We start from the raw sequence: 26804 nt of genomic DNA, 5'->3' as shown, positions 1-26804 counted from the left end.
GCTTTCCCCCCTTTCCCCTGCCAGAGTATTCTCTATATCGCCCTTCACGGCAAAAGAGGATGCAGTTGCGTATTCGTTTTGATCAGGGACCAGCCGGTCGCGGAACCCGGTTTCAGCGCCCGTCTCGGATTATCCGCGCGGATACGGCGGAGGACGTGCCCCAGGCTCTGGCGGCGCTGGATGAGGCGCGCGCGCGCGGCGCCTGGCTGGCTGGCTATGCCAGTTATGAACTGGGATATGTGCTTGAACCCCGGCTGATCAAACTTTTGCCGGAATCGCGTCGGCTGCCCTTGCTGTGCTTTGGAGTTTACGGCGCGCCGGATCGGGTTTCTTTACCGACGCCCGCAGGCGAGGTGCGCGCGTTTCAGCCGCGCTGGGACGAGGCGCGCTATGGCGAAGCCTTTCAAGTGGTGCATGATGCCATCGGTGCCGGTGACATCTATCAGGCGAACCTGACCTTTCCGATTGACCTGACCGTCTCGGGCAGCAGTGAAACCCTTTATGCGGCACTGGCAGCGGGGCAGCCCGTTGGGCATGGTGCGCTGGTGCAGCAGGTCGGGTTGCCGGATTTGCTCAGCCGCTCGCCAGAGTTGTTCTTCCGCACAGACGCGGATGGAAAGATCGAGACTCGACCGATGAAGGGCACCCAGCCGCGCAGCGAAGACCCGGATGAGGATATGCGGCGCCGGGCGTTTCTGACCACGGACGAAAAGAACCGGGCGGAAAACCTGATGATCGTCGATCTTCTGCGCAACGATATCAGCCGTGTCGCATTGCCCGGTTCCGTTCATGTCCCTGAACTGTTCAAGGTGGAAACCTATGCGACAGTGCATCAGATGGTTTCCCTTGTCCGTGCCCAGTTGCTCAAATGCGCAGGGCTCAGCGATATACTGACGGCGTTGTTTCCCTGCGGCTCGATCACGGGCGCCCCCAAAATTCGCGCCATGGAAATTCTGGCCGGGCTGGAACCCTGGCCGCGCGACATCTATTGTGGCACCATCGGCTGGGCCGCGCCTGATGGCCGGTCCGAGTTCAACGTGGCCATCCGTACGCTGATGCTGGAAGCCGATCAGGCCACCCTGAACGTGGGCGGGGGCCTTGTCTGGGACAGCACCGCCCCGGCAGAATATGAGGAGGCGCTATGGAAAGCCCGCTTCGCCCGCCAGCTGAGCCTGATTTCCGCCTGATCGAAACGCTGGCCTTTCGGCCAGGTCGGGGCTTTGTCCGAAAAGACCGTCACCTTGCGCGCATGGCCCGAACCGCTGCGGCCTTTGGCCTTACCTTTAACCCGGATGCAGCGACCGCCGCGCTGGATGGCGCGTTGGGCGACACTCCCTTGCGGTGCCGCCTTACACTGGACGCATCGGGTGCGTTCGAATTGACGACCGGGGTTCTGGCCAACAATCTCCCGGTCTGGCGCATCGCCCTGTCCGAACAGCGGCTGGCATCCAATGATCTTTGGCTGCGTCACAAGACAAGCCGCCGCGCCCTTTACGACAATACTCGCGCCGCGCTGACGGATGGCATAGACGAGGTGCTATTCCTGAATGAGCTTGATGAGCTGTGTGAGGGCACCATCAGCAACCTTTTCGTCGAAAAACAGGACGGTCGTATTCTGACACCTGCGCTGTCCAGCGGTCTGTTGCCTGGCATATTGCGCGAAGAATTACTGGATAAAGGAACGGTGTCTGAGGCCGTGCTGACCTTGAGCGACCTGAAAAATGCACAAACTGCCTACATGGGCAATTCATTGCGCGGGCTGATTCGGGTGGAGCTGATAGACACGTGACCAAAGACAGCGCGATGGTCGGACCGCCGGTTGCATTGCCGCGGTTAAGGGTTGAGTTCGGCCTGTTCTATGTTGTCCTGCCGCTGATCATCGCGGTTTTGTTTCCACCGAACTGGATGTTTCCGGCTCTGTTTGCCCTGACCGGGCTGGGGATCATGCTGCTGCATTGGACACCGGGCTTTCAATGGGCCGAGTTGCGCTATGATTGGGCCAACTGGTCGCTTCGCGAAGTTGTGCTGTTTACCGCTTTCATGTCCGTGTTTTGCGTCGGGCTGATTCAGGTGACACGCCCCGACGCCGCATTTCTTCTGCTGATACACCGCCCTGAGATGCTGGCGCTTATCTGGATCGGTTATCCTGTTTTGTCTGCACTGCCTCAGGAACTGTTGTTCCGCCCACTGTTCTTCCGGCGTTATCACTCGATCCTGCCAGAGGGGCGTGCGGCTTATGTGCTGAATGCTGCCATCTTCTCGTTCGCGCATCTGATGTATTGGAGCTGGACTGTCGCCCTCATGACATTTGCGGGCGGGCTGCTGTTTACATGGGCCTACAGGCAGCGCGGTTCGTTCTTCTACGCGGTGCTGCTGCACGCGATTGCGGGCAATATCATCTTTGCGGTCGGGCTGGGTGTCTATTTCTACTCAGGCAACGTGCAAAGGCCGTTTTGACAGGGCGACCCGCCTTGACTTTCCGGGCCTGACAGGGTGTATCGGCGCGACGAATTCTGCGCCCGAAGGGATATGATCCATGCACGCCTATCGCAGCCACACCTGCGCCGCACTGACCGCCGCTAATGTCGGTGAAACCGTTCGCCTGTCCGGTTGGGTGCATCGGGTCCGAGATCATGGGGGCGTCCTGTTCATCGACCTGCGCGACCATTTCGGCGTAACCCAGATCCTGTGTGACGGCGACAGCGCCGCTTTTGCTGCGCTTGAAAAGGTGCGTTCCGAATGGTGCATCCGCATCGACGGAACCGTCAAGGCGCGTGCCGCCGAACTGGTGAACCCGAAACTGCCCACCGGTGAGATCGAGGTTTACGTGCGCGAACTGGAAGTTCTGGGGGCCGCCGAGGAACTGCCGCTAATGGTGTTCGGCGATCAGGAATACCCCGAGGAAACCCGCCTGCGCTATCGTTACCTCGACCTGCGACGCGAGGCGATGCAGCGCAACATGACCTTGCGCTCGGACGTGGTGGCCTCCATGCGCAAGCGTATGTGGGATCAGGGGTTCCGCGAGTACCAGACGCCGATCATCACCGCGTCCTCACCCGAAGGCGCGCGTGACTTCCTTGTGCCGTCGCGCCTGCATCCGGGTAAGTTCTACGCGTTGCCGCAAGCCCCGCAGCAGTTCAAGCAGCTGATTATGGTGTCGGGTTTCGACAAGTATTTCCAGATTGCGCCCTGCTTCCGCGACGAAGACCCGCGCGCCGACCGCTCACCCACCGATTTCTACCAGCTTGACCTCGAGATGTCCTTTGTCGAGCAGCAGGACGTGTTCGACACGATCCAGCCCGTTCTGACCGGTGTGTTCGAAGAGTTCGGTGGCGGTCGCAAGGTCGATCAGGACTGGCCGCAGATTTCCTACAAGGATTCGGCTCTGTGGTACGGCACGGACAAGCCCGACCTGCGGAACCCAATTAAGATGCAGGTGGTTTCCGACCACTTCCGCGGGTCTGGTTTTGCGATTTTTGCAAAGCTGCTCGAACAGGAAGGCACCGAAATTCGCGCTATCCCCGCGCCAACCGGTGGCAGCCGCAAGTTCTGTGACCGCATGAACGCCTTTGCCCAGAAAGAGGGTCTGCCCGGTATGGGCTACATCTTCTGGCGCGATCAGGGCGAAGGGATGGAAGCCGCAGGCCCGCTGGCCAAGAACATCGGCCCCGAGCGGACCGAGGCTATCCGTCAGCAATTGGGTCTGGGTGTCGGCGATGCGGCGTTTTTCCTGGGCGGCAAGCCGAAAGCCTTTGAAAAGGTTGCAGGCAAGGCGCGCGATGTGATCGGCGACGAGCTTGGGCTGACCGAGAAAGACCGCTTTGCCTTTGCCTGGATCGTTGATTTCCCGATCTACGAGCAAGACGAAGAAACCGGCGCGATCGACTTTGAGCACAACCCGTTCTCGATGCCGCAGGGCGGCATGGAAGCGCTACAGGGCAATCCGCTGGATGTGCGCGGGTATCAGTATGACCTCGCGTGCAATGGATATGAGCTGGTGTCGGGTGCGATCCGGAACCACAAGCCGGAAATCATGCTGAAGGCCTTTGAACTGGCAGGCTATGGCGAGGATGAAGTGAAATCCCGCTTTGGCGCTCTGTTCAACGCCTTCCACTACGGTGCGCCGCCGCACGGTGGCTGCGCCGCTGGGATCGACCGGATCGTGATGCTGTTGGCGGATGAGGCCAATATCCGCGAGGTCATGATGTTCCCTATGAACCAGCGGGCCGAAGATCTGATGATGGACGCACCTTCAGACCCGACCTCGGATCAGCTGATGGAACTGGGCTTGCGCCTCATCCCGCAGGACTGAACGAGAGCCGCCCGCATTCAGCGGGCGGTTTCATTTTGGTGCCGGTGCGTATTCGCGGGTCAGTCCAGTGGGTTGTTCAAATCGCCTCGGTTGACACGAATTGAGCGTGCAGTCTGCCGTGTTTGGCGATAGGCCCAGATGCACAGAAGCGTTGCAGTGATGAAATAAGCTGCAATCACGTCAAATCGCCTTTCTTTGTTCCAAACGGTTCTGCACCATGCCGGCGACCTGCGCTGCCTGCGCCGTGATCGGTGCGCCGTTCGCCCGTGACAGCGCCAGCTTTCGGGCGGCTTCTGCCAACGGTCTGTCATCGGCTTCCCGTGCGACCCCTTGCAGAAACTGGGCGGCGTAATCCCATGTGCGATGATCGTTGGGCCCGGTAAGGACATCGGCGATATGCGCCATGTCGTCCTGATAAGCCATCGGGTCGGGTCGGATGACTTCGTCGCGAACCGAGTGGAGCCCGCTTGGGCGTCGATCTTCGGGCAGGCGCTCCAGAATGGACTTCTGAAAATAAGACAATGATTTTATCGGCTTGGACAGAAATCCATCCGCTCCGGCTGCGTACGCCAGACCTTCGGTAGCGTCATCGCCCGACAGGCCCATGATCACGCTGATCCGTGGTGAAGCTTCGGCCAGTTCGGCGATCAGGTCAGCTCCGGACCCGTCGGGCAGGCCCATATCGACCAGAATGACCGAGGGGCGATAGATCTGCAGGTGTCGCCGTGCCGATTTCAGGCAGTCAGCGCGTCGGATGCGTGCGCCGCTGTGCAGGCACATCAGGCGGATCGCGTCGCAGGCATATCGGCTGTCTTCAACAACCAGAATTGTCTGTCCCAGCAAGGGCCGCGTTGCGGTGGGCGTGGCGGCGGTGGTGGCAATGAGGCCCGAATCGTCCATGGCAGCTCTCCTATCCAGCAGATGCTTCACGCTAGGAACTTCTGGCTAACACGACGTTAACGCGCGATTTGGCGCACTTGTCCTTTTGCAGAGCAGCCCCCATAACCCACGCAACGCAGGACATCAGGAGTGAGACATGATTGGGCGTCTGAACCACGTTGCCATCGCCGTACCCGACCTTGAGGCGGCATCCGAACAGTACCGCAATGCGCTGGGCGCCAAGGTTGGCGCGCCGCAGGACGAGCCGGATCATGGCGTCACGGTTGTGTTCATCGAACTGCCCAACACCAAGATCGAACTTTTGTACCCGCTTGGCGACGACAGCCCTATCAACGGGTTTCTGGAAAAGAACCCGGCAGGCGGTATTCATCACGTATGCTATGAGGTCGAAGACATCATCGCCGCCCGTGATCATTTGAAAGCGACCGGTGCCCGTGTTCTGGGGTCGGGGGAGCCCAAGATCGGCGCGCATGGCAAGCCGGTGCTGTTCTTGCATCCCAAGGACTTCAACGGCTGCCTTGTCGAGCTGGAACAGGTATGATCCGCAAAACCCGGAGGGGCTGAAGTGACCATTACTGCTGCATTGGTGCTGTTTGCCGTCATCTGGTTCATGACGTTGCTAGTGGTTTTGCCCATTCGCATCAAAACTCAGGGTGACCTGAACGATATCGTTCCGGGCACCCATGCGGGTGCGCCGGAAGTCCATCATCTGAAGGCAAAGATGTGGATCACCACCGCCATTGCTGTGGTTTTGTGGGCTATCATTGCCGGGATCATCATATCTGGTGTGATTTCAGTGCGGGACTTCGACTGGCTGAACCAACTGGAGCCGCGCTAATCTGTGTCAGACCTTTTGGCCTGACACAGCATGAAAAATATGGGTGAATGTCGCCGCGCCAAGGATCGGGATCACCAGATTCAACAGCGGTATCGACAGCGGAATGGCCATCAGCGTTCCAGCGACCCAGATCGTGGTCGAATGCCTGGCTCGCAATTGGCGTGCGCCGTCCCGTCCGATCCGGCGCATTGCAACCAGCGTGAAGTATTCCCGCCCCAACAGGAACCCGTTCATGGCCCAGAAGATGAAGGGCGCAAACGGGGTGAAGATCGCATAGAGGATCAGCGCCAGCAGGTTTGCGACAATCAGCACGCCAAGAAAGCTGAGGCCGTCCAACAGGGCTTCTGACACCGGGATGCGTCGTGCAGGTGGTAAGGCTGGAAAGTGCTTGTCCTCGACGGCCTGTGCCACTTCGTCCAGAAAGATCGATGTGATGGCTGACGCCACCGGCACCATCAGGAAAACAGGCAGGATCAGGACGAGAACGATACCTGAATAGTTCAGAACGTCATTCAGCCATGGCACTGCGCCGACAAATGGCAGCGAGAGTTCACTGCCCGACAACCAGTTGATCAACCTGATCGCACCCGCACAGGCGAGACCCAGCAACAGGATGGTCAAACCTACACCGCGCAGCAGAACGGCGCGGAATTTGGGATCTCCGATTTGGCCGAGCGCGCTGAAAAAGGCGTTCAGGATGATCATTCTGTGATCCATTCCGTCAAGGCTGCCACATCGGGCCGCGGGCGTTCGGGTGGCGCTGTTCCCTCGGTGGCGATATGTATCAGCCCGGCGACACGTTCGTTGTCGGCAAGCCCAAAGGCGTCGACGCAGAAGTCGTGGTCATGGGTTTGCCAACCCGATAGCCAGTTTGCGCCCCAGCCTGCGGCCAGCGCGGCATTCAGCAGGGCCAGACAGACCGCGCCCGCAGAATAGGTTTGTTCGATTGCAGGTATTTTTTCGGACGGTTTTTGTACTTCGATTACGGCTACGGCCAGATGTCCCATGTCAAATTGGCTGCGTGCTTTTGCAATATCTTCCGGACTTTTGTTCAGCCTTTGCCCGCAGGCCTCGGTCAAGGTTGCCAACCGTGCCATGGCCCCCTGTTCCAGAACGATAAATCGCCAGGGTTCCAGTTTTCCGTGATCGGGGCTGCGTGCGGCTGCGGTCAGCAGGGGGCGCAATTCGTCCCGTGTCGGAGCCGGGGCAACCAGTGTCTTGGCGGGTCGGGACCGGCGCGACTGCAAAAACTCCAGAGCAGCGGGGTTTTTCATGGACATATGTTAACTTCCTTTACATCACGTCTCTGTATCTTGGTCGGCATGCCGAGGGTTTCAAGGGCGCGGCGACGGATCGCGTGGATCAATTTCATTCCACCGCCCATCATGCAAGACTATTGAGGGAAGGGGCGACAATGGCGAAATCCAAACTACGGGATCTGCCGGATCTCAGCGCGCAGGCGCACGCCGGGGCAACGTTTCATCTGAAAGTTACACCCAAGGCCGCGCGCGACCGGGTGGTCGTGAAAGACGGGCAGATCAGGGTATTTGTCACGGCACCGCCTGACAGCGGCAAAGCCAACCATGCGGTTCAGGTGATCCTTGCGAAATGTCTTGGCGTTGCCCCTTCGACACTGACACTCAAGCAGGGGCAAACCGCGCGCAACAAGGTGTTTGTCTATATGCCCTAAGGCCCCGTTTCACGGATCTGGTAAACACCCTCGGGCAGGTCCAGCGCTGCGGCCAGATCGCGGACCTGTTCGGGCGACAAGGTGATCTTTTGCACCTGGTCGGTTCGCGGATCAAACTGTTCCAGCGTGACGCATTCGGCGAAATTGTTGATCACAACATCCTCTTGCAAAGGTTTTTCACCTTCGTCCACAAGCGTTATGACCGTCGAGTCGAATTCATGCTCAATCGAAAACATAAGGACAGAGTGCAAGCCGTCGACGCGCAATGCAAGACGTTCGTTTCAAAGCATTGTGTGGTTACTCTGAACAGCACGTACTATGTTGAAATCACGGTCAGACCGAGCCGAAGGATGTAACATGCGCAGACGCTTTGTTTTGGTGCTTCCCCTGCTGCTTGCGGCCTGTGCGGAAGGTGCATTGCGCGTGCAACCCGCCGCGGATTGGCTGGGTGAAGGGCCGGAGTCCGAAACCATGGCCCAGACCTTTCGCGAAGTCAGCCAGAACATTGGGGCCGAGGCTCGCAGCCAGTGTTTGAAACAATCAAGGCCTCAGAAATGCGATTTCCGGGTTCTCGTTGATCTGAACCCACGTGCGCCGGCCAATGCGTTTCAGACATTGGACGACCAGAAGCAACCCACCATAATCTTTACACTTGCGATGATCCGTTCCACACAAAATGCAGATGAACTGGCTTTTGTCATGGGGCACGAGGCGGCCCATCACGTGCTGGGCCACATCGCACGGCAAAGCGAAAATGCCAGCGCAAGCGCAACTGAGTTCGGAAAGGCGGAAAAGCTGCGCGGGGGCGACGCCGCCGACATAGAAGAGGCCCAGAAAGTTGGGGCGCAGGTTGGTGTTCAGGCTTATGTGAAGGATTTTGAGCTTGAGGCTGACCAGATGGGCACGATCATTACACATAATGCGGGCTACAACCCGCTGATCGGGGCAAAGTTCTTTGATCGCATTCCGGATCCCGGTGACAGGTTTCTGGGCACCCACCCGCCAAACGCGCAGCGCGTTCACATCGTGCTTGAAACCGCGACACAACTGGGACTGACGCAATGACCGATCTTGTGCGCCTTGGCGTGATTTTGACGGATCGCGGGTCGAAATATGCGGTATCTGGCGCGCCTGTGGCGTCACGCGCGGACGTCGACGCGGTTTTGGACCAACTGAAGTCCGATAAATCCTATGCCAAGGCCACACATAACACCTGGGCCGCCTCTTTGCCGACCGGCGCGCTGAAGGCCGATGATGGGGAGAGCGGCGCCGGTATGGTAATCCTGCGGATGATCGAGCGTGCAGGGCTGGACAATCACGTGATCATCGTCACCCGCTGGTACGGAGGCAAAAAGCTGGGCGGGGACCGCTTTCGCCGCGTTCAGGATGCAACCCGGGCCTATCTGGACCACATCGGCGTCCAATCTTGACCTGTATCAAAGTCTGACCTTCCGGATGCGCTAGGATTTCGTAAAGCGCGAAAGGGAAAGGATATAGCATGCCCACCCGAGAGTCCTTGCGGCTTCATGCCGGATTGGTGGACGATATGGCCAGAATGCTGGACATCGATCTTGAGGAAGCAGCCATTGGCGGCAAGCTATCTGTCGACCAGATTTCTGACGCAGTTCTGCGATGTACCGATTGTCCGAACCCGGATCATTGTCAGGATCTGCTTAAGAAAATGGCGACCGCTGCGCGGACACCTGAATATTGCCGTAACCAGGAGTTACTGCACAAATTGATGCCTTAACTGTCAGGTTCGCCATGCCACGTCTCGGTGAAATCATGGCCCACCTGCGCCTGGTACTGCGGATGGGCGAGGTCACAGGAACCGACCTGGCCGCAGCCTATCGGGACGGTCACCTGAAACATGAGGATTGGGCCGAGATCGTGCAGCAATGCCGAGGCTGTGCCTGGGCCAGAACCTGCCCAGAGTGGCTGGAACGGCGCGAACAGATTGATCATGCCCCATGCACATGCCCAAACCGTGAGCGTTTCAAGGCCATCAAAGCTTTGCAAGCGGAGGACGCGTGATGCCTCGGGATATTCTGGGTGAGGTCGAAAAGCACTTTTGGTTGACGCGCTCTGTCTCGCGAAGCATGGGAATTTCACTGAGCGAAGCAATGGCCGAAGGGCGGCTGTCGCCCGAAGAATACGCCAAACTGGTCACGCGTTGTCGCGCATCGGGCTGTGATGCGCAATGCACCAGCTGGCTGGCTCAGCGGCAGCATCCAGCGGATACGGCCCCGGATTTCTGTGCAAATTCAGAGACACTGAACCGATTAAAAGGTTGATCAAAGGTCTTTGTGCGTTCCATCGCATAGCGGCGCGTTTGCACTGTGTTTGCACCCGCAAAAGAAGACCTTTTTGCTGGTCTCGGCCGTGTATTTCACCGGTTCGAACCCACTGCCTTTATGTGAGCCATCGCAAAAGGGTTGGCGGTTCGATTTTCCACACGCGCACCAGAAATAGGTTTTCCCTTCGACAACCTCGACTGAAAAAGGGGTTTTCTGGGCAATAACGGGTGTGTCTGACATGTGGCTTCTCCGTCTTTGGCTGAAACGTCGCACAGTTTAGGACGATGCAGACAAAAAGGTAGCTGTAATGCCGCAAGGATCATCATTTGGGCTTCGAACTGGCATGGAATCGCTCTGTCTCACAATGATGTGATTGATGCTGTTGCCAGATTGCCGTTCAATCCTTATTCTGATGGCGGCCCCGAAAAGCTGGGCAATATCAGAAAAGTAATAGAGGATTGACGGACATGAAACTGAAACTTGCAGCCGTTGGCGCATTTGCCCTGGTCCTGACTGCTTGTGCGCAGCAGGAAGAACCGACCCCTGTTTACGTACAACCCGACTACGACAAGTATGGCTCGGCCAGCTGCTCGGCAGGCTATGAACTGGCAACAACCGAAGCAGGTCAGACTGTCTGCAACCCGGTTTCTCAGTAAGCTTATCGCAGGCGGTCTGATTGCGGACCGCCTGCACCATTTTCAGGAATTATCGCCGCCATTCTGGCGGTTTTTTGCTACCTGCGCTGTACGGGGTAACTATTCACCCGAGGGCATTATGGGCAGGTTACTGGCGTCAAACGGGTTTCCCCCACAGATCGTATTCCCCCGCCTCGTCCACTTCGACCGTGACGATATCGCCGGGTTTGAGGCCTTCGAAGCCCTCGTCAATGAACAGGTTACCGTCGATCTCGGGCGCGTCCGATTTGGTGCGGCAGGTGGCGGCTTCGTCATCCACTTCGTCAACGATTACTTGAAGCGTTTGTCCGACTTTAGCTTGCAACTTGGCTTCTGAAATGGCCTGAGCCTTTTCCATGAAGCGATCCCACCGCTCTTGCTTGATTTCGGCCGGAACATGATCAGGCAGGTCGTTTGAGCGCGCACCATCCACGTTTTCGTATTGAAAACAGCCGACACGATCCAGTTGCGCCTCATCCATCCAGTCCAGCAGGGTTTGGAATTCGGCCTCGGTCTCACCGGGATAGCCAACGATAAAGGTCGAACGCAGGGTGATATCGGGGCAGATTGCGCGCCAGGCCTGAATTTCGTCCAGAGTTTTGGCCGCTGCGGCGGGGCGGGCCATCCGTTTCAGAACATCCGGGTGGGCGTGCTGGAACGGGATATCCAGATAGGGCAGTATGTTGGACCCGGCGTCCGCCATCAGCGGGATCAACTCGCGCACATGCGGATAGGGATAGACATAGTGCAGCCGTACCCAGGCATCCATCTGACCCAGTTCTCGGGCCAGATCGGTGATGTGGCTGCGCGCCTCGCGGTCTTTCCACGGGTTCACATCGTATTTCCGATCCAGCCCATAGGCCGAAGTATCCTGCGAGATCACCAACAGTTCACGCACGCCATTTTCGACCAGCTTTTCCGCCTCGCGCAGAACCGCATGGGCCGGACGGCTGGCCAGTTTTCCCCGCATATCGGGGATGATGCAGAACTTGCATTTGTGGTTACAGCCCTCGGAGATTTTCAGATAACTGTAGTGGCGGGGGGTCAGTCGAACGCTGCTGGCGGGCAGCAGATCGACGAACGGGTCAGGGTCAGGGGGAACGGCGGCGTGAACCGCATCCAGTACCTGTTCGTACTGATGCGGACCGGTGACCGCCATGATGCGGGGGTGGTGTTCGCGGATGTAATCCGGTTCGGCCCCCAGACAGCCGGTGACGATGACCTTGCCGTTTTCAACCAGTGCCTCTCCGATTGCGTCCAGCGATTCCGCCTTGGCGCTGTCGAGGAACCCGCAGGTGTTCACAATGACGGCATCGGCCCCGGCATAATCGGGCGAAATGCCGTATCCTTCAGCACGAAGCCGGGTCAGAATGCGTTCGCTGTCGACCAAAGCTTTTGGACAGCCCAGCGACACCATGCCGATCGTCGGCTGGTTTGAACGGGGTGTCTCGGTGATCCGGGCGGCCGGAGCCAGGTCAGGGCGGAGGTTTGGCGGGTTCGTCGTCATGGCGCGGCATATAGTGGGGAAAGCTTCCCCTTGCAAATGTGACGTGCGATTTGAATGATCGCGGTAAAGACAAGCCAAAAGGCGGAGAGCAGATCATGAAATGGCTGATACGCATCCTGTTTATTGTTGTGGCGGTGGTTGGGCTGGTCATTGGCGCGCTATTGCTGATGCCCGGCGACAAGCTTGGCGCGATTCTGGCCGAGCAGGTCAAAGCCCAGACAGGGCGCGAACTGACATTGAGCGGCGATGTGCGCCTGTCGTTCTGGCCGGTGCTGGGTATGGAAACCGGGCCGGTGCGTTTTGGGAACGCCAGCTGGGCCGGGCCAGAGCCGATGCTGAGCGCTGATAGCCTTGCCGTGGGCGTGGATGCTGCTGCGCTTTTGAATGGGGATCTGCGGATCAAACGCGTTTTCGCGGAAAACCCGGTGCTGCGGCTGGAGCGTTCGCAAGGGCGCGGAAACTGGGGGCTGAGCGCGCCTGTGACCACCGCGACTGCCACACCGTCTGCGGGGACGGTTCCGGCAGGCGCATCGTCGGCCGTAACTTTGGAAGAGTTGCAGCTAAATAATGCGCGACTGATCTATGTGGAAGACGGTGCCACGCAGATGGATTTTCCTGATGTCACCTTGTCGGCCAGTTGGCCTCAGGTCACTGCGCCGATGGTAATGGAAGCATCAATGCCTGTACCCGGAGGTGCTGTTCAGGTTGATTTGAAGATCCCGGACTTGCCAACTTTTGCCGCAGGGTCCGTAACCGCGCTTGAACTGGCCCTGACTGCACCGGGTGGTGAGATAGGCTTTGACGGCCACGTCAATCTGGCCGGAGAGATGGACGGGACCACAAAGATCACCACCCGAGATACGGAAAAGATGCTGGCGGCCTTCGGTCAGGCGGGTGTGGCTGTGCCGTGGGGATTGGGTAACGTTGCCGATATCTCTGCACAAATGACCTATACGCGGGACGGTCGGATTTCCCTGCGGAGCATGACAGCGCAGTTGGATGGCAACCAGTTCGTCGGAGAGGCGGATATCACCATTTCCGATCCCCCTCAGATCGTCGCACGGTTGGATGCGGGCGATCTTGACCTGTCAAAGATATCCGAAACCGGCGCCGGGTCGGGTGGCGCGTCTCAACCTGCGTCACCAGTTCAGGAAGGCTGGTCAAAAGACCCAATCGACGCATCCGCATTGGCTTTGGCGAATGGCAATATTCGCCTGACGGCCAACTCAATCGCGGTTCCCGGCATGACCTTTGGGAAAAGTGACCTGACGCTGACACTTGATCGCGCGCGGGCGGTTCTTGCCATGCATCCCGCGACGTTGTTTTCGGGTCAGTTGAATGGGCAGGTGGTTGCCAACAATCGCAATGGCCTGTCCGTGGGCGGCAAGGTGACGGCAAGTGAGATTGATCTGAAACAGGCGTTGTCGACACTGGCCGGGGTCGAACGCCTGTCGGGAAGCGCGGCAGGAACCGTTGAGTTTCTGGGTGTAGGTCAGTCTGAGGATCAGATTATGCATTCTCTCAGCGGTAAGGGAAATCTGGATGTCGGGACGGGGGTAATATCCGGTTTCGATCTGGATCGACTTATGGGGCAGGGGACCGGATCAGGCGGGACGACTGTGTTCAACAGCCTGTCGGCCAGCTTCGCCATCGATCAGGGTGTGTTGACGAATAACGATCTGCTTATGTCGCTCAAGAATTTTCGCGCCGATGGTCAGGGGATCGTGGGGCTGGGTGCGCGCAATATCGATTATCTGTTCACGCCCGTAGCTTTGCGGGCCAATTCGGGGCAGGGCATATCGGTGCCTGTGCGTATCGTTGGCCCGTGGAGCAACCCGTCAATCAAGCCGGATCTGACCAAGGTCATCGAAGCGGCGGCAGATGTGAAGGTCAAAGAGCTGGAAAACGACGCGAAACAGAAAGTTTTCGAGAAGGTTGGAAACGAGCTGGATACCACCATCACGGACAGCGATCAGATCGAAGATGCGCTTAAGAACAAGCTTGAAGAAGAGGCGAAGAAAGGGCTGCTCAAACTGTTTGGCGGCAACTGAGCAAGTGTTGCGCTTGGGGCAATCAGATATGCCCCAAGCAGTTTTCCTCAGATGGTCTGGTCGTAATCGCCAACACCGGGTTCGGTTCGGATCACCGCATCGATATCGGCAAAGATCGCCCGCATCTCAGCCTCGCTTTCGCTGCTTTCACAGACGACCACCAGATTGGGTGTGTTGGATGAAGCCCGCACCAGCCCCCAGCTGCCATTGTCCAAAATGACACGTGCGCCGTTCACCGTAACGACCTCTTTGATCGCACGGCCAGCAAATGTCTCACTAGCTTCGCTTTTGGCAACGAGCTTGTCGACCAGACGCTGCAGGATATCGTATTTTTCGGTATCTGCTGCATAAGGTGACATGGTGGGCGTTGACCATGTTTTGGGCAGCGCCTTGCGCAGGTCGGACATGCTTTGATCCGGGTTGCGGTCCATCAGCTTGCAGATCTCGACCGCTACGCGCATTCCGCAGTCATAACCGCGCCCGACCGGCTCGGCCAGAAAGTAATGGCCCGACTTTTCGAACCCAGCCAGCGCGCCGATTTCCTTGACGCGCCGTTTCATGTGGCTGTGGCCGGTTTTCCAGTAATCTGCCTTGACGCCAAGTGCCTGCAACTCGGGATCGCTGGCAAACAGGCCGGTAGATTTCACATCTGCGACAAAGGTCGATCCGGGGTGCAGCTTGGCAAGATCGCGGGCCATGATCACACCCACCTTGTCGGCAAAGATTTCTTCGCCTTCATCATCGACGACGCCACAACGATCACCGTCACCGTCAAACCCAAGTGCCAGATCGGCACCGCTGGATTTTACCGTTGCCGCCATGTCATGCAGCATTTCCATCGCTTCGGGGTTCGGGTTGTAATTCGGGAAAGTGTAATCCAGCCGGTTATGGCTGGGGACGACCTCAACCCCCATCCGTTCGAAGATTTCGGGCGCAAAGGCCGAAGCGGTGCCGTTTCCGGTTGCGCAGACAATCTTTAGCGGGCGGGACACTTTGAAATCACCGACGAGGTCGTCGATATACGCTTCCTTCACGCCCTCGACGAATTCCCAAGATCCACCCTCATGCGCCTGACCTTCGCCGTTTAGAACGATGTCGCGCAATTCAGACATCTCGTCGGGGCCGTGTGTCAAAGGGCGGTCAAAGCCCATTTTGACCCCAGTCCAGCCGTTTGGATTGTGGCTGGCCGTAACCATCGCCACGGCCGGTACATCCAGATGAAACTGCGCGAAATAGGCCATTGGGCTAAGCGCAGGGCCAATGTCTTTCACGCGGATACCGGCCTGCATCAATCCCAGGATCAGGGCGTTTTTGATCGCCAGTGAATAGTCACGATAATCGTTTCCTACGGCGATCACGGGTTCGATCCCGCGCCTGCGCATTTGGGTACCCAGCCCAAGGCCCAGCGCTGTCATGCCTGGAAGGTTGATCTCTTCCGGATATTTCCAGCGGGCGTCATATTCGCGAAACCCGGTGGGTTTGATCATCGCGTCGCGCAGAAAACTCCAGGTGTTTGGTGTTACCTCGGGAATTGGTTTGGTCATAACAAGTCTCAGTCGTTAAATCTGAATAGGATCAGCTTTGGCCAGCGCATCGAAGCGCATCAAAGTGTCAATGAGTTGGGGCATCTGATCCAACGGAATCATGTTGGGCCCATCCGAAGGGGCATTGTCCGGATCCTGGTGTGTTTCAATGAACACCGCGCCAATACCCAGCGACACGGCGGCGCGTGCCATGACCGGTGCAAATTCGCGTTGCCCGCCCGAGGAGCCACCTTTTCCACCCGGTTGCTGCACGGAATGGGTCGCATCCATCACCACCGGGTATCCGGTCTGGGCCATTTGCGGCAGGGACCGCATATCAGCCACCAGCGTGTTATAGCCGAACGAAGTGCCACGTTCGGTCAGCAGGATATTCGTGTTGCCTGTGCTTTCGATCTTGGACACGATATTGGGCATCTCCCACGGCGCAAGAAACTGACCCTTTTTCACATTAACCACTGCGCCCGTATTGCCCGCAGCCAGCAGCATATCCGTCTGGCGGCACAAAAACGCCGGGATTTGCAGGACATCTACCGCCTCGGCAGCTATGGCGCACTGCGCTTCGGTATGAACATCGGTCAGGACCGGTATGCCCATTGTCTTGCGGATACTGTCCAGAACCTGCAACCCCGCATCAATGCCCATGCCGCGCTTGCCGGACAGCGAGGTCCGGTTCGCCTTGTCATAAGATGCCTTGAAGACATATTGCGCGCCGGCTGCATCGCAGGCCTCTTTCATCTTGCCAGCAATCATCTGTGCGTGGTCTGCCGTTTCAAGCTGGCAAGGGCCTGCAATGATGGTCAGCGGAAGGTCGTTGCCGACTGTCAGGTCGGAGATTTTTACATGTTTCATGAGTCTTATGAGGATACCTGTTCACGAAGGACCGACGCGGTAAGCGAGATCATGAGGTAGATACCAGCAAACAACAGGAATGCCAAAATCGTATTTTCGAACTTGCGCGGATAGCTGGGTTCCTGACTTGGGATCGGGTTCACCGAGACGGTCAGGTAACGCACCTGCCGGTTAGCTTCGGATCGGGTCGATTCCATTTGCTGCATTGCCGTTTGCAGCATCATGTCCCGTGCCGCCAGATCCGCCTGAGCGATCTGGATGCGCACGCTCAACCGCGCCAGCGAATTTTCGCCATCGGAAGCATCCTGCATCTCGGCATTCAGTTGTTCCAGCACCTTTTCAAGCCGGGCAATGTCAGCCTTGACGCCGTCGACCTTGGCTTTGTTCGGGCGCAGGTTGTCTTGCAGGGCGGCAAGTTCAAGCTCTTTGTCCTGCACCAATATCTCGATCTCGTTGATGCGGGCGCGCAGGCTGGCAATGACATTCTCGGGGTCCAGCACCGCCCCTTGAAGCTGAAGCTCGATCAATTCCTCCTGCGCCTGCCGCCGCGCCTCCTGCGCCGCTTCAAAGCTTTCCAATGCGTCGCGCATCTGGTCTTCGCGCTTCTTGCCGGACAGGGCATTCACCCGATCTTCGGCGTAAGAGATCAAACGCTCCGAGAACTCGGTCGAGGTCTGTGCGTCTGGTGCAACAACCTCCATCCGGATGACCCCTTCGGTTGGATCATACCCGATTGTGATCATGCGTTTGAACAGCTTGTATGCGTCTTCCAGCGTGGCGTCGGGTGATAGCCTTTGAATCGGATCAATCACTTCCTGCTTGAAGACATCAGAAAAACCGGCGTCCCGATCCAGCAGTAACAAAGCCTCTTTCGATTCCAGGAAAGATTGAACCGAGATTGAATCTTGCGTGGTGGCGAATTGCGTTCCAGCGAGCAGCCCGCCGATGGAACCCGGCCCGCCATCGGCTTGCAGGATCAGAAACTCGGAATCGCTGGCATACATCGGGGTGGCGATGCGATAGAAATAAAACCCCACAACAAAGGTCGGAAGGAACACAAAGGCGGCCAGACGCGCGAACAGGCCAAACAGTTTACGCCTGCGTCGGCGCGCGATGTCCTTCTGAATCTGACCGATTTCAAGGTTCCGCCGCTCAGCCGGGCTGAGCTCGGGTCCCGGAAGGTTTGGCGTGCTTGCGCCTATGGATTGCGGCAACTGAATGCTGATCTTGTCTTTGACCTTCGAGCTGTCGCCCTGTGCAGAGGGCTTTGCCGCGGCAAGATCAAGAAGGTTCGTGCGCTGAAACGGATCAATGCCTTTCTTGCGCAGCAAGCGCACCGCATCATAGTCCGATGTTGCTGCCAGTCCGTGTTTCTGCGCCAGTTTTCGCGCAATGCGCAACTGGCGACCTGTCAGACCTTCGCGCTTGATGTCGTCAATTTGCGTGCCTGGCTGGGCCTCGGCCGCCGGTGCCTGGCCTTGCGTCGCGCCTCGTATGCGCGAGATTGCATCCGCACGCGCCTCGGCCGAATCGTCCACCGGGCGATTGCTGCGCCAGTTGTACTTTCTAACCTTGGGTTTCGTAGTCATATAGCTGCTTTGCCTCTTCCAAGGAGTCAAACATGTACAATTGCCCGTCCAGCAGAACGGCGGCCTGCTGCGCGAATTTTTCCAATACAGTCGGGCTGTGCGACACGATCACCAATGTCGTAGTGCGCAACCTTTCCTTCAGGATCGCCCCTGCCTTTTCGTTGAATTCAACATCTGTAGATGCTGGCATCCCTTCATCGACAAGATACATGTCGAAATCCAGCGCAAGCATCAAAGAAAACGTGAATCGCGACCGCATCCCCGACGAATAGGTGGACAGCGGCTGTTCGAAATATTCACCCAAACCGCAGAGCCATTTGCAATACGCCTCAACATAGTCCGGGTCCATGCCGTAAATCTTGGCGATGTATCGCGCGTTCTCAAGCGCTGACAACTTGCCGGTCACACCCCCAGTGAATCCCATTGGAAACGAGACCCGGCATTCGCGGCGGATTACACCCTCGTCGGGCTTTTCCAGCCCGGCCATCATGTTGATCAGTGTGGTTTTGCCAGTACCATTCGGGGCCAGAACGCCCAGCGACGTGCCCAGTTCGACACGGAATGAGACCCTGTCCAGGATCACCTTACGGCGCGTCCCGGTCCAGAAGGACTTGCTGACATTGTCGAATTCCAGCATTCGCAGCCTGCTGCTCGTTTCCGTTGTGTTGCCGCGTTTTTGGCGGTTAGAAAGGATGGTTTTTACCGATCCATGTTGGCTACATTATGTCGAATTATGAAACAAATGTTCAATGCGTTGCTGCCGAACCCGCAAACAACTGATCGGTTGTCGGCAATTCCGCTGCACTTCTGGTAATCTGCCGCACCTATATTATGTGGTTTCAGGCCTGATCTTTGCAAAACAGCTTTGGGAGGTTTCGCAACCAGATGAAAGATTTAGATGGCGAAATCTGCGCGTGTCGCCTGTGCGCCGCGTCTTTCGCGCAAACCAGAACTGCTCATGAACCCCGCCCGGTGGTCTGGTTTCGGCGCGGAACACCCATCCTGATCGCAGGGCAAGCACCGGGTGCGCGCGTGCACGAGTCGGGGCAGCCCTTTACTGACCCGTCAGGCGACAGGCTGCGCCACTGGCTTGGGGTCGATGAACCTGTTTTTTATGATCGTGACCTTGTGTCGATTGTACCCATGGCATTCTGTTTCCCCGGCTATGATGCCCGCGGCGCGGACCTTCCTCCGCCCGCGATATGCGGCAAAACCTGGCATGACAGGGTGATGCAGGAACTGGGGCAGGTGCCGTTGACGGTGTTGGTCGGTGGTCATGCGCATAAATACCATCTGGGCGCGCGAGGGTCGGTGACGGATACCGTTCGGAACTGGCAGGACCATGCGCCGCGGGTCTTTGCCTTGCCTCATCCGTCCTGGCGGAATACGGCATGGGTAAAGAAAAACCCGTGGTTCGAGGCAGAACTGCTGCCGGTTCTGCGCGCGCGGGTCCAAGAGGTGCTGAATGACTGAAACCACAGCGTTGGACACGGCGCATGCCGCGATGCTGGCAGATCCGCAGAACGATGCTGCCCGTCTGCGGTTTTTTGAACGGCTTGCAGATAGTGAGCTGTTTTTGATGCTGACCGAGGAAGCGATGGGCGAAAACATCTCGCCCGAGGTGTTCGATGTGGCCGACGGGCGCTTTGTGTTGGCGTTCGACCGCGAGGAACGATTGGCGCAGTTTGCCGGGAGGCCTGTGCCTTATGTTGCGCTGTCGGGGCGTGTGTTGTCGGGGATGCTGGCAGGGCAGGGTATCGGGCTGGGCCTGAACCTGGAAACTGCGCCATCATCCATGCTGGTGCCTGCCGAGGCCCTGGGCTGGTTGGCCGAAACGTTGCAGCATGGCCCCAAAGAGGTCGAGGAAAAGCTTGCCGAGTTCATGCCGCCCTCCGGTCTGCCGGACAGCCTGTTGACCGCCCTTGATGCAAAGCTGGCAACTGCTGGCGGGCTTGCCAGTGCGGCCTATCTGGTCGCCACGAAATCCGAAGCGGGCGCTCAGGGTCATTTGCTGGGGTTTGTCGGTGCGGTCGAAGGGGCCGAGCCAGCGCTGGCCAGGGCAGCTTCAGAGGCGTTGACGTTTTCGGGGATCGAAGCGGGGGCGATAGATGTCGGGTTCTTTGCCACAGATGACGCCGCTGCCGCGCTGCTGGCGAAGACGGGGCTTCGCTTTGACCTGCCCGAACCGCAGGTTGCAGATCTGGTGCGCGAGGTTCCGGGCAGCAATCCCGCGAAACCGCCAATTCTGAAGTAACGACCAAAAGGCAAACACGCGGCGCATATTGCGCCGCGTGGTACCAGGATCGGACGCTGCTATTCCGCAGCAGCTTCCAGTTTGTCCTGCGTACGTGTTTCGAAATCGCTGGCGTCGTGACGCTCGTGAAGCTGTGTGTGCGGCTCGCCAAAGGCGCGGTTGACCATACGGCCACGCTGAACCGCAGGTCGTGCGTCAATCGCTTTGGCCCAGCGCACCACGTTCTTGTAGGATTCCGCGTCAAGGAACTCTGCCGCGCTGTACAGTCGGCCCAGAACCAGTTGACCGTACCACGGCCAGATCGCCATGTCGGCAATGGTATATTCCTCGCCCGCGATATAGGTCTTGTTCGCCAGTTCCCTGTCCAGAACGTCCAGCTGGCGTTTTGCCTCCATCGCAAAGCGGTTGATCGGGTATTCCCACTTTTCGGGCGCGTAGGCGTAGAAATGGCCAAACCCGCCGCCCAGATAAGGGGCGCTGCCCATTTGCCAGAATAGCCAGTTCATGACTTCGGTCCGTTCCGGCCCGGACGCGGGCAGAAACTCTCCGAACTTCTCAGCCAGATGAAACAGGATCGAGGCACTTTCAAACACCCGAACCGGCTTGTCGCCAGAGCGATCCCAAAGGGCGGGGATTTTCGAGTTTGGGTTGACCTCGACAAACCCTGAACCGAACTGGTCGCCCTCGCCGATGTTGATCAGCCACGCGTTGTATTCAGCGCCTTCGTGACCCAATGCCAGCAACTCTTCCAGCATTACGGTGACTTTGACACCGTTGGGCGTGGCAAGGGAATACAACTGCAATGGGTGACGTCCAACCGGCAAGTCCTTGTCATGGGTTGCGCCGGCAATAGGTCGGTTAATGTTGGCGAACTGTCCGCCACTTTCACTGTCCCATGTCCAGACTGCTGGTGGGGTATACGAAGATTGGTCGCTCATGTCTTGCCTTTCATGCCTTTGTCCGGGCCGCGTTCGATGCAGTCTTACAGGTAGTGTTGCAATCCGCCGAGTCCAACCCAGCCTTTCCGGCATAATTTGTAATAATCCGCGACCAAACTCTCACGTTTGCTCGAGAGGGGTCACAGCGGCGCGAGGAGGGCTACGAACAGAATGGGAATCGCATATTGTTTTGCCAGACCTGCCATCACGGCGTCACCGATACCGCTGGAACGAAAAGGATAAACTACATGAAACGCTTTGCTTTGACCTTTGCTGCGGCCATGGCCCTGGCCGTTCCGGCATTTGCCGGGCCGCAATATATTGACGGCACAGGGTTTGCCGTTTCGGGGTATGATGTTGTCGCCTATCGCAACCTGGATCAGGTACCGGTAGGTCAGCCACAGCACGAAGGCGTGCGTGGCAATGCCAGCATTACTGCCGAATACAATGGTGCAACCTGGGCATTCTCGTCCGAGGAAAACCGCGACAAATTTCTGGAAAACCCGGCCTATTATGCGCCGCAATATGATGGGCACTGCGCCTATGGCGTGTCGCGCGGTGGCAAGGTTCCGGCAAACCCGAACTTGTGGCGGATCGTTGACGACAAGCTGTATCTCAACATCACGGATGTGGTCGTCGGGTTCTTCGAAGAAGACATTCCGGGCAACATCAACCTTGCTGAAGGCAACTGGCCGGGTATCGAGCCGTCTGACGCCTCGACCAGCGTGATCCCGAAATTTACCTCGGAAGGTCCGGTGAAAAACTGACCCGGCCAAAATTGCACAAAGCCCGGCTTACCCAGCCGGGCTTTTTCGTTCAGCCAGCAAGCCAGAACTGATCCCGTATCGTCTGGTCGGCGTCAAACCGGATCCTGACGCTCTTGGCACCCGGAAATTTGCGTTCTCGGATCGTATCGGGAATGACGACTTCCCCAGCGCCCGTGTCGCTGGATTGAAAGCTCAGGATTTCCGCTGTGGTGTGCCGCGCACTGGTCAGAACGGTCGTTGGCAAAGCCACACGATTTGCGCCCTGATTAACCGGTGTCGTGACGAAGTAGGTCAGGTGTCGCCCAAAGCATCCGATCGCGTCGGGGACATGGTCAGCAACACCGCTGCCACATTTGGGTTGAATACCAGGCTGACTGTTCATATGCGACAGCACTTGCCCCGGATTCAGCATTGCCTCACAGGCGGCAATATCCTCTTGCGGAAGCTCGATGATACGTTTTTTCAACCGTGCCCGACGTGGTTGCGGCGGGCCAGCAGCGGCACCGCCCTTTGTCGCCAGCCCTTCTTTGCGCAGAAAATCATAGGCTGCCTTGGCGCGCGAAAACCCGGAACTGTCGCCTTCCTTGTGATCAGGATGCGTGTGAAAGGCGATGTGACGCCAGGCCTCTCGTATTTCACTGGAATTGGCAGACGGGTTTAGGCCCAGATCTGCCAGGGCATCCGTGCGTGCCCTAACCTTATCGACAGGTTCCATACTCAAAACACTCATTAAAAACTACACAGCCCTAGTGTTGCCGAGGGCATGGTTTTGTCAAATTTCATGGTTGATTGAGAGGGAAGCTGACAACAATCGCGATGCGAAGATTCTATTGTTCCGCAAAGGTGTGAATTCGCGGATACGACTGTGAAACAGGTCACGCATAAGAAAAGGAAAACGCCCGGGAAAATTCGTAACCCGGGCGAATCATTGGATTTTTCAGTTGTCAGGCGACGTTTTGAAGATCGACTTGTGGCGTAATTCCAAGGGCAAAGCACACATCGCGCGTCAATTCCGGGCGGTTGAGGGTATAGAAATGCAGCTTGTCCACACCACCTTCGATCAGGTCCGAGCACAACTCGGTGCAGATCGCAGTTGCCAGCAGATCCTCTCGCCCGTCGCGCACGGCCTTTTCAAAGGCTTGTTCGACCCAATCGGGAATATGTGTGCCACAGCTTTTGGCGAACTTGCGCGCACCTGCCCAGTTTTCTATCGGCAGAATGCCCGGAACGATCGGTTTGTCGATACCCGCCTTTGCGCAGGCATCACGGAAACGGAAGAAGGTTTCGGCCTCGAAAAAGAATTGCGTCAGCGCTTCGTCAGCGCCCGCGTCAAGTTTGGCCTTCAGCCAGTCCACGTCTGCTGACATGTCGGCGGCTTCAGGGTGCTTGTCAGGATAAGCCCCGACACGGATGCTGAACATTTCGGTTTCAGCCAGCGCCTCAATCAACTCAATCGAACTGTTAAAGCCTTCGGGGTGCGGTACGAACCGATCATGCCCTTTTGGCGGGTCGCCCCGCAGGGCCACGATGTCCTGCACGCCCGCACGTGCGAATGTGTCGGCGATTTCCAGCGTTTCCTGCCGCGAAGCGTCAACACAGGTCAGGTGTGCAGCGACCTTCAAACCAGAGGATTTATGCAGGGTTGCGACCGCGTCGCGCGTCAGTTCCCGGGTCGTACCGCCTGCACCGTAGGTGACGGATACAAAACGGGGCTCCAGCGGTGCCAATGTCTGGACCGTATCCCAAAGGCGGAAAGAAGCCTCCAGAGTTTTGGGCGGAAAGAACTCGAATGAAATTTCGGGTTTGGACATGGCTGCCTCACTGGATCAACTGACTATCTTGTGCCATGACGGGCATTGTGAGACAAACTCATATTATTCAACAACAACATGAACGATACTTGAGATGCACATTGAATTCCGCCACCTGCGTACCATCAAGGCGATCCATGAATGCGGTGGGTTGGCGCGCGCTGCCGACCAGTTGAACATCACTCAATCCGCATTGAGTCATCAGATCAAAGGGTTGGAGGATCAGGCCGGGGTCGAGCTGTTTCTGCGACGTTCAAAGCCGATGAAGCTGTCAGCCGCCGGTTTGCGTCTGCTGCGGTTGGCCGAGCAGATCCTGCCGCAGGTCGAGGCGGCACAGAATGAGTTTTCATCGCTGCGGGACGGGCGTACCGGGCGGATGCATATCGCCATCGAATGCCACGCGTGTTTCGAATGGCTGTTTCCGGTTCTTGAATCCTTCAGGAAATCCTGGGGCGACGTGGATGTCGATATCCGACCCGGTCTGGCCTTCGACGCCCTGCCAGCCTTGCAGAAGGAAGAGGTTGATCTGGTGGTCTCATCCGATCCCGAAGACCTGCCGGGTGTCGAGTTTGTGGAGCTGTTTGACTACAACCCCGTCTTTGTCGCTGCATCAGCCCATCCACTGGCGGAAAAAGCCTATGTCGAGGCTGAGGATTTCCGAGGCCAGACCCTGATCACCTACCCGGTGGAACGCACACGTCTGGATGTGTTCAGCCAATTGTTGATCCCTGCACGGGTCGAACCCGCCTCGATCAGGCAGGTGGAACTGACAGCTGTCATCCTGCTTCTGGTGGCCTCAAACCGAGGCATCTCGGTTCTGCCGGATTGGGTCGTGCGCGAGGTCAAATACAACTCGGACTATGTGACCCGCCCCCTGACCAAAGAGGGGATCACGCGTCGCCTTTATGCAGCGGTCCGATCAGAAGATCTGGACAAGCCCTATGTGCAGGAACTGGTGAAACTGGCCCGCGAAGAGGCGCGCAAGCTGCAATCCCGGTAGAGGCGTTTTCTGCGGGTCTGTTATGCACATCATTCCTCTTGGCAAGGAAGCCTTGCGGCAGTATACGCGCGGTTTGACCGGACAGGAGCCTTTTTACAATGGTTGGCAGTGCAAATCTCAACATCATGATCAAGGCCGCGCGCAAGGCGGGGCGTTCTTTGGTCAAGGACTTTCGTGAAGTCGAGAATCTGCAGGTGTCGATGAAAGGCGCTGGTGACTTTGTGTCTAAGGCCGATATCGCGGCCGAAGCCATCCTGAAGGACGAGTTGCTGGGCGCACGCCCGACCTATGGCTGGCTGGCTGAAGAGGGTGGCTCCATCGACGGAGAAGACCCGACCCGCCGCTGGATCGTTGACCCGTTGGACGGCACCACCAATTTTCTGCATGGCCTGCCGCACTGGGCGATTTCCATCGCGCTGGAGCACAAAGGCAAGATCGTAGCCGGCGTGATCTATGACGCCGCCAAGGATGAGATGTTCTTTGCCGAAAAAGGCGAGGGCGCGTGGATGAACGACACCCGAATTCGAGTGTCGGGGCGTCACCGCATGATAGAATCGATCTTTGCAACCGGCCTGCCCTTTGGGGGTCGTTCTGACCTGCCTGCAACCCTGCAGGATCTGGCGCGTCTGATGCCCGCTTGCGCCGGTGTGCGCCGTTGGGGTGCTGCGGCGCTTGACATGGCATATGTGGCTGCGGGCCGGTACGAAGGCTTCTGGGAACGCCGCCTGAACGCGTGGGATGTCGCCGCCGGTATCATCATCGTGAAAGAGGCGGGCGGCTTTGTGCAGGCCCTGAACCCCGAGGGTAACGCGCTGGAAGATGGTGAAGTGATCTGTTCGAATGAACCAATCTTTGATCAATTCGCCAAAGTGATCCGGGGCTGATCGCCCACAGGCGCTAACTTAAGCGATCCATAAATCAGTCTTGCTCTGTTTTGGAAGGCGTAGGACTGGTTTCATTCCCGAGTTAAAGGGCCGGAGCGGGCTTGTTTCCGTTCATGGTGATGTAGTTGACATTTGGGTGGCCGCACGGGAAGCCGGTGCCTGCCGACGCAGCCGGAAGGTCGCGGTCTCCCAGTCACTTTTGCGGCTTGCCAGCATCATAGGCCCTATGGCCATTCACTATCGTCCGCTTCGGCCTGCGCAGCGTCTGCCGAGATCACGGTTTGTATGACGTTGGTGTATTGAAGCGGCCCCGCGGGAGTGCAAGCTGGCTGGAAACAACATGCCAGATGCTTTTGGCGGATAAGATCAAGATCTGGTCACATGACCGTTCGGTTGCCTCATTGGTTGACGGAATAACGGTCATGGGACCCAGAAAGAATGGTCAGGCGTGGCGATTACATATCGTTGCGGGGCGACGGACATATTCCGGGCCATTGAGGTTACCGACGGGCATAGTGGTGAATGCCACAAGCACTTTCCGGTTCATACCGGGGATATTGCCGATGGTGCCCGCGCCAATGAGAGGCCGTCGCGGCTGGAGTATATTTTGGAGAGCGGTGCCGATTTCATTGTCCGCTCGGGATGGCCCGCGTATCAACAATCGTCACCAAATGGCGATGTGTTCAGCATGACATGTACAAGTTCGGCTAATACTGGCTTTGCCGCGAAAGCCAGAGACCGGCGAAGCGCGAGTGGATGGCCTCGCGGAAGGAGAACCTGCTTCCCATAGAGTACTTCCACACTTTGTCGTCACGCTGCCAGCCGATCCCGAGCACCACGTCTGGACATGACAGCCGTGCAATGGGGCCGCTGCTATCCTTCCAGGTGCTTGCTGATGC

General features: G+C 57.7%; 32 protein-coding genes and 1 pseudogene. 20 read left to right on the top strand and 13 right to left on the bottom strand.

Annotation, left to right across the window (positions count from 1 at the left end; all coding sequences use genetic code 11):
• Nucleotides 1-59 precede the first annotated feature (59 nt).
• The 4 genes from ACR0M3_RS10540 (at nt 60) to aspS (ending at nt 4312) form a co-directional block, all read left to right on the top strand.
• Nucleotides 60-1187, top strand: a complete 1128-nt coding sequence (locus ACR0M3_RS10540) for an aminodeoxychorismate synthase component I (protein WP_480910625.1) — start codon at nt 60-62, stop codon at nt 1185-1187.
• A complete protein-coding gene (locus ACR0M3_RS10535) occupies nt 1142-1789 on the top strand; it encodes an aminotransferase class IV family protein (protein WP_480910622.1) in 648 nt (215 codons plus the stop codon). Before ACR0M3_RS10540 ends, ACR0M3_RS10535 begins: the two co-directional genes overlap by 46 nt.
• Nucleotides 1786-2457 (top strand): CPBP family intramembrane glutamic endopeptidase, encoded by a 672-nt coding sequence (locus ACR0M3_RS10530; RefSeq protein ID WP_480910619.1) that lies wholly within the window; start codon nt 1786-1788, stop codon nt 2455-2457. The genes ACR0M3_RS10535 and ACR0M3_RS10530 overlap by 4 nt, the downstream gene beginning before the upstream one ends.
• Nucleotides 2458-2536: 79 nt before the next feature.
• A complete protein-coding gene (gene aspS, locus ACR0M3_RS10525) occupies nt 2537-4312 on the top strand; it encodes an aspartate--tRNA ligase (protein ID WP_267364254.1) in 1776 nt (591 codons plus the stop codon).
• A 180-nt stretch (nt 4313-4492) separates the two neighbouring features.
• Here aspS and ACR0M3_RS10520 read toward each other — a convergent pair whose 3' ends face one another.
• On the bottom strand, nt 4493-5212 hold the full coding sequence (locus tag ACR0M3_RS10520) for a response regulator (RefSeq protein ID WP_267364252.1): 720 nt from the start codon (nt 5210-5212) through the stop codon (nt 4493-4495).
• Nucleotides 5213-5348: 136 nt separating this feature from the next.
• Between ACR0M3_RS10520 and mce the strand changes: the two genes are divergently transcribed.
• Together mce and ACR0M3_RS10510 are read left to right on the top strand one after the other, a co-directional pair.
• Nucleotides 5349-5753, top strand: a complete 405-nt coding sequence (gene mce, locus ACR0M3_RS10515; protein WP_170346086.1) for a methylmalonyl-CoA epimerase — start codon at nt 5349-5351, stop codon at nt 5751-5753.
• A 24-nt stretch (nt 5754-5777) separates the two neighbouring features.
• Entirely contained in the window at nt 5778-6050 is a 273-nt protein-coding gene (locus ACR0M3_RS10510; RefSeq protein ID WP_267364249.1) for a DUF1467 family protein, read from the top strand.
• Nucleotides 6051-6056: 6 nt separating this feature from the next.
• Here ACR0M3_RS10510 and ACR0M3_RS10505 read toward each other — a convergent pair whose 3' ends face one another.
• Nucleotides 6057-6755, bottom strand: a complete 699-nt coding sequence (locus ACR0M3_RS10505) for an EI24 domain-containing protein (protein ID WP_480910616.1) — start codon at nt 6753-6755, stop codon at nt 6057-6059.
• Nucleotides 6752-7330: a nitroreductase family protein gene (locus ACR0M3_RS10500; protein ID WP_267364247.1), complete on the bottom strand. Its 579-nt coding sequence runs from the start codon at nt 7328-7330 to the stop codon at nt 6752-6754. The genes ACR0M3_RS10505 and ACR0M3_RS10500 overlap by 4 nt, the downstream gene beginning before the upstream one ends.
• Before the next feature lie 134 nt (nt 7331-7464).
• On the opposite strand from ACR0M3_RS10500, the gene ACR0M3_RS10495 reads away from it, so the two are divergent.
• Complete coding sequence (locus ACR0M3_RS10495) at nt 7465-7740, top strand: DUF167 domain-containing protein (protein WP_480910613.1); 276 nt, start codon at nt 7465-7467, stop codon at nt 7738-7740.
• Here ACR0M3_RS10495 and ACR0M3_RS10490 read toward each other — a convergent pair.
• Nucleotides 7737-7976 (bottom strand): hypothetical protein, encoded by a 240-nt coding sequence (locus ACR0M3_RS10490; RefSeq protein ID WP_267364243.1) that lies wholly within the window; start codon nt 7974-7976, stop codon nt 7737-7739. The genes ACR0M3_RS10495 and ACR0M3_RS10490 overlap by 4 nt on opposite strands.
• A gap of 121 nt (nt 7977-8097) precedes the next feature.
• Between ACR0M3_RS10490 and ACR0M3_RS10485 the strand changes: the two genes are divergently transcribed.
• The 5 genes from ACR0M3_RS10485 (at nt 8098) to ACR0M3_RS10465 (ending at nt 10034) form a co-directional block, all read left to right on the top strand.
• Entirely contained in the window at nt 8098-8805 is a 708-nt protein-coding gene (locus ACR0M3_RS10485) for a M48 family metallopeptidase (RefSeq protein ID WP_480773755.1), read from the top strand.
• Complete coding sequence (locus ACR0M3_RS10480; RefSeq protein WP_480773754.1) at nt 8802-9170, top strand: YigZ family protein; 369 nt, start codon at nt 8802-8804, stop codon at nt 9168-9170. The genes ACR0M3_RS10485 and ACR0M3_RS10480 overlap by 4 nt, the downstream gene beginning before the upstream one ends.
• Nucleotides 9171-9238: 68 nt before the next feature.
• Entirely contained in the window at nt 9239-9490 is a 252-nt protein-coding gene (locus ACR0M3_RS10475; protein ID WP_480910610.1) for a DUF6455 family protein, read from the top strand.
• 14 nt (nt 9491-9504) lie between these two features.
• Complete coding sequence (locus ACR0M3_RS10470; RefSeq protein WP_267366459.1) at nt 9505-9774, top strand: DUF6455 family protein; 270 nt, start codon at nt 9505-9507, stop codon at nt 9772-9774.
• Nucleotides 9774-10034 (top strand): DUF6455 family protein, encoded by a 261-nt coding sequence (locus ACR0M3_RS10465; RefSeq protein ID WP_480487616.1) that lies wholly within the window; start codon nt 9774-9776, stop codon nt 10032-10034. Before ACR0M3_RS10470 ends, ACR0M3_RS10465 begins: the two co-directional genes overlap by 1 nt.
• Here the strand turns inward: ACR0M3_RS10465 and ACR0M3_RS10460 are convergent, their stop codons facing one another.
• Complete coding sequence (locus tag ACR0M3_RS10460) at nt 10035-10277, bottom strand: CDGSH iron-sulfur domain-containing protein (RefSeq protein ID WP_480773753.1); 243 nt, start codon at nt 10275-10277, stop codon at nt 10035-10037. It lies immediately after the preceding gene.
• Between the two features lie 227 nt (nt 10278-10504).
• On the opposite strand from ACR0M3_RS10460, the gene ACR0M3_RS10455 reads away from it, so the two are divergent.
• The gene (locus tag ACR0M3_RS10455; RefSeq protein ID WP_209504738.1) at nt 10505-10693 is read left to right on the top strand and encodes a hypothetical protein; all 189 of its coding nucleotides are present in this window, start codon (nt 10505-10507) and stop codon (nt 10691-10693) included.
• 136 nt (nt 10694-10829) lie between these two features.
• Here the strand turns inward: ACR0M3_RS10455 and rimO are convergent, their stop codons facing one another.
• Complete coding sequence (gene rimO / locus ACR0M3_RS10450) at nt 10830-12218, bottom strand: 30S ribosomal protein S12 methylthiotransferase RimO (RefSeq protein WP_480910609.1); 1389 nt, start codon at nt 12216-12218, stop codon at nt 10830-10832.
• Nucleotides 12219-12313: 95 nt separating this feature from the next.
• Between rimO and ACR0M3_RS10445 the strand changes: the two genes are divergently transcribed.
• Nucleotides 12314-14269: an AsmA family protein gene (locus ACR0M3_RS10445; RefSeq protein WP_480910606.1), complete on the top strand. Its 1956-nt coding sequence runs from the start codon at nt 12314-12316 to the stop codon at nt 14267-14269.
• Between the two features lie 47 nt (nt 14270-14316).
• Here ACR0M3_RS10445 and ACR0M3_RS10440 read toward each other — a convergent pair whose 3' ends face one another.
• From ACR0M3_RS10440 to ACR0M3_RS10425, 4 genes are read right to left on the bottom strand one after another with little or no spacing between them, the layout of a single operon-like run.
• Nucleotides 14317-15813: a phosphomannomutase/phosphoglucomutase gene (locus tag ACR0M3_RS10440; protein WP_480910604.1), complete on the bottom strand. Its 1497-nt coding sequence runs from the start codon at nt 15811-15813 to the stop codon at nt 14317-14319.
• Nucleotides 15814-15828: 15 nt separating this feature from the next.
• A complete protein-coding gene (gene kdsA / locus ACR0M3_RS10435) occupies nt 15829-16662 on the bottom strand; it encodes a 3-deoxy-8-phosphooctulonate synthase (protein ID WP_267364357.1) in 834 nt (277 codons plus the stop codon).
• A 5-nt stretch (nt 16663-16667) separates the two neighbouring features.
• Complete coding sequence (locus ACR0M3_RS10430) at nt 16668-18251, bottom strand: capsule biosynthesis protein (protein WP_480910603.1); 1584 nt, start codon at nt 18249-18251, stop codon at nt 16668-16670.
• Nucleotides 18229-18888, bottom strand: coding sequence for an ABC transporter ATP-binding protein (locus tag ACR0M3_RS10425; protein ID WP_209504732.1), 660 nt, complete (start codon nt 18886-18888; stop codon nt 18229-18231). The genes ACR0M3_RS10430 and ACR0M3_RS10425 overlap by 23 nt, the downstream gene beginning before the upstream one ends.
• A gap of 248 nt (nt 18889-19136) precedes the next feature.
• On the opposite strand from ACR0M3_RS10425, the gene ACR0M3_RS10420 reads away from it, so the two are divergent.
• Together ACR0M3_RS10420 and ACR0M3_RS10415 are read left to right on the top strand one after the other, a co-directional pair.
• On the top strand, nt 19137-19724 hold the full coding sequence (locus ACR0M3_RS10420; RefSeq protein WP_480910600.1) for a uracil-DNA glycosylase family protein: 588 nt from the start codon (nt 19137-19139) through the stop codon (nt 19722-19724).
• Entirely contained in the window at nt 19717-20505 is a 789-nt protein-coding gene (locus tag ACR0M3_RS10415) for an SseB family protein (RefSeq protein WP_480482184.1), read from the top strand. Before ACR0M3_RS10420 ends, ACR0M3_RS10415 begins: the two co-directional genes overlap by 8 nt.
• 59 nt (nt 20506-20564) lie before the next feature.
• Here the strand turns inward: ACR0M3_RS10415 and yghU are convergent, their stop codons facing one another.
• Nucleotides 20565-21443 (bottom strand): glutathione-dependent disulfide-bond oxidoreductase, encoded by an 879-nt coding sequence (gene yghU / locus ACR0M3_RS10410; protein ID WP_480505973.1) that lies wholly within the window; start codon nt 21441-21443, stop codon nt 20565-20567.
• A gap of 248 nt (nt 21444-21691) precedes the next feature.
• Here yghU and ACR0M3_RS10405 point away from each other — a divergent pair, with 248 nt between their 5' ends.
• Nucleotides 21692-22210 carry a YHS domain-containing (seleno)protein gene (locus ACR0M3_RS10405; protein ID WP_480475567.1) on the top strand — a complete coding sequence of 173 codons (519 nt, stop codon included), beginning with the start codon at nt 21692-21694 and terminating at the stop codon, nt 22208-22210.
• A gap of 49 nt (nt 22211-22259) precedes the next feature.
• Here ACR0M3_RS10405 and ACR0M3_RS10400 read toward each other — a convergent pair whose 3' ends face one another.
• Both ACR0M3_RS10400 and metF read right to left on the bottom strand, forming a co-directional pair.
• On the bottom strand, nt 22260-22925 hold the full coding sequence (locus ACR0M3_RS10400; protein WP_480910597.1) for a DnaJ domain-containing protein: 666 nt from the start codon (nt 22923-22925) through the stop codon (nt 22260-22262).
• 229 nt (nt 22926-23154) lie between these two features.
• Entirely contained in the window at nt 23155-24021 is an 867-nt protein-coding gene (gene metF / locus ACR0M3_RS10395; protein WP_480773748.1) for a methylenetetrahydrofolate reductase [NAD(P)H], read from the bottom strand.
• Between the two features lie 94 nt (nt 24022-24115).
• Here metF and ACR0M3_RS10390 point away from each other — a divergent pair, with 94 nt between their 5' ends.
• The 3 genes and pseudogenes from ACR0M3_RS10390 to ACR0M3_RS10380 form a co-directional block, all read left to right on the top strand.
• Entirely contained in the window at nt 24116-25021 is a 906-nt protein-coding gene (locus ACR0M3_RS10390) for a LysR family transcriptional regulator (protein WP_480482174.1), read from the top strand.
• A 98-nt stretch (nt 25022-25119) separates the two neighbouring features.
• Complete coding sequence (locus ACR0M3_RS10385; RefSeq protein ID WP_480773747.1) at nt 25120-25905, top strand: inositol monophosphatase family protein; 786 nt, start codon at nt 25120-25122, stop codon at nt 25903-25905.
• A 720-nt stretch (nt 25906-26625) separates the two neighbouring features.
• Nucleotides 26626-26732, top strand: a pseudogene (locus ACR0M3_RS10380) (transposase zinc-binding domain-containing protein); the annotation flags it as partial.
• Between the last annotated feature and the right edge of the window lie 72 nt (nt 26733-26804).

Source organism: Ruegeria sp. O5, assembly GCF_056535105.1.
Note: the sequence above shows the minus strand (reverse complement) of the source record. Positions and strands in the feature narration are given on the sequence as shown.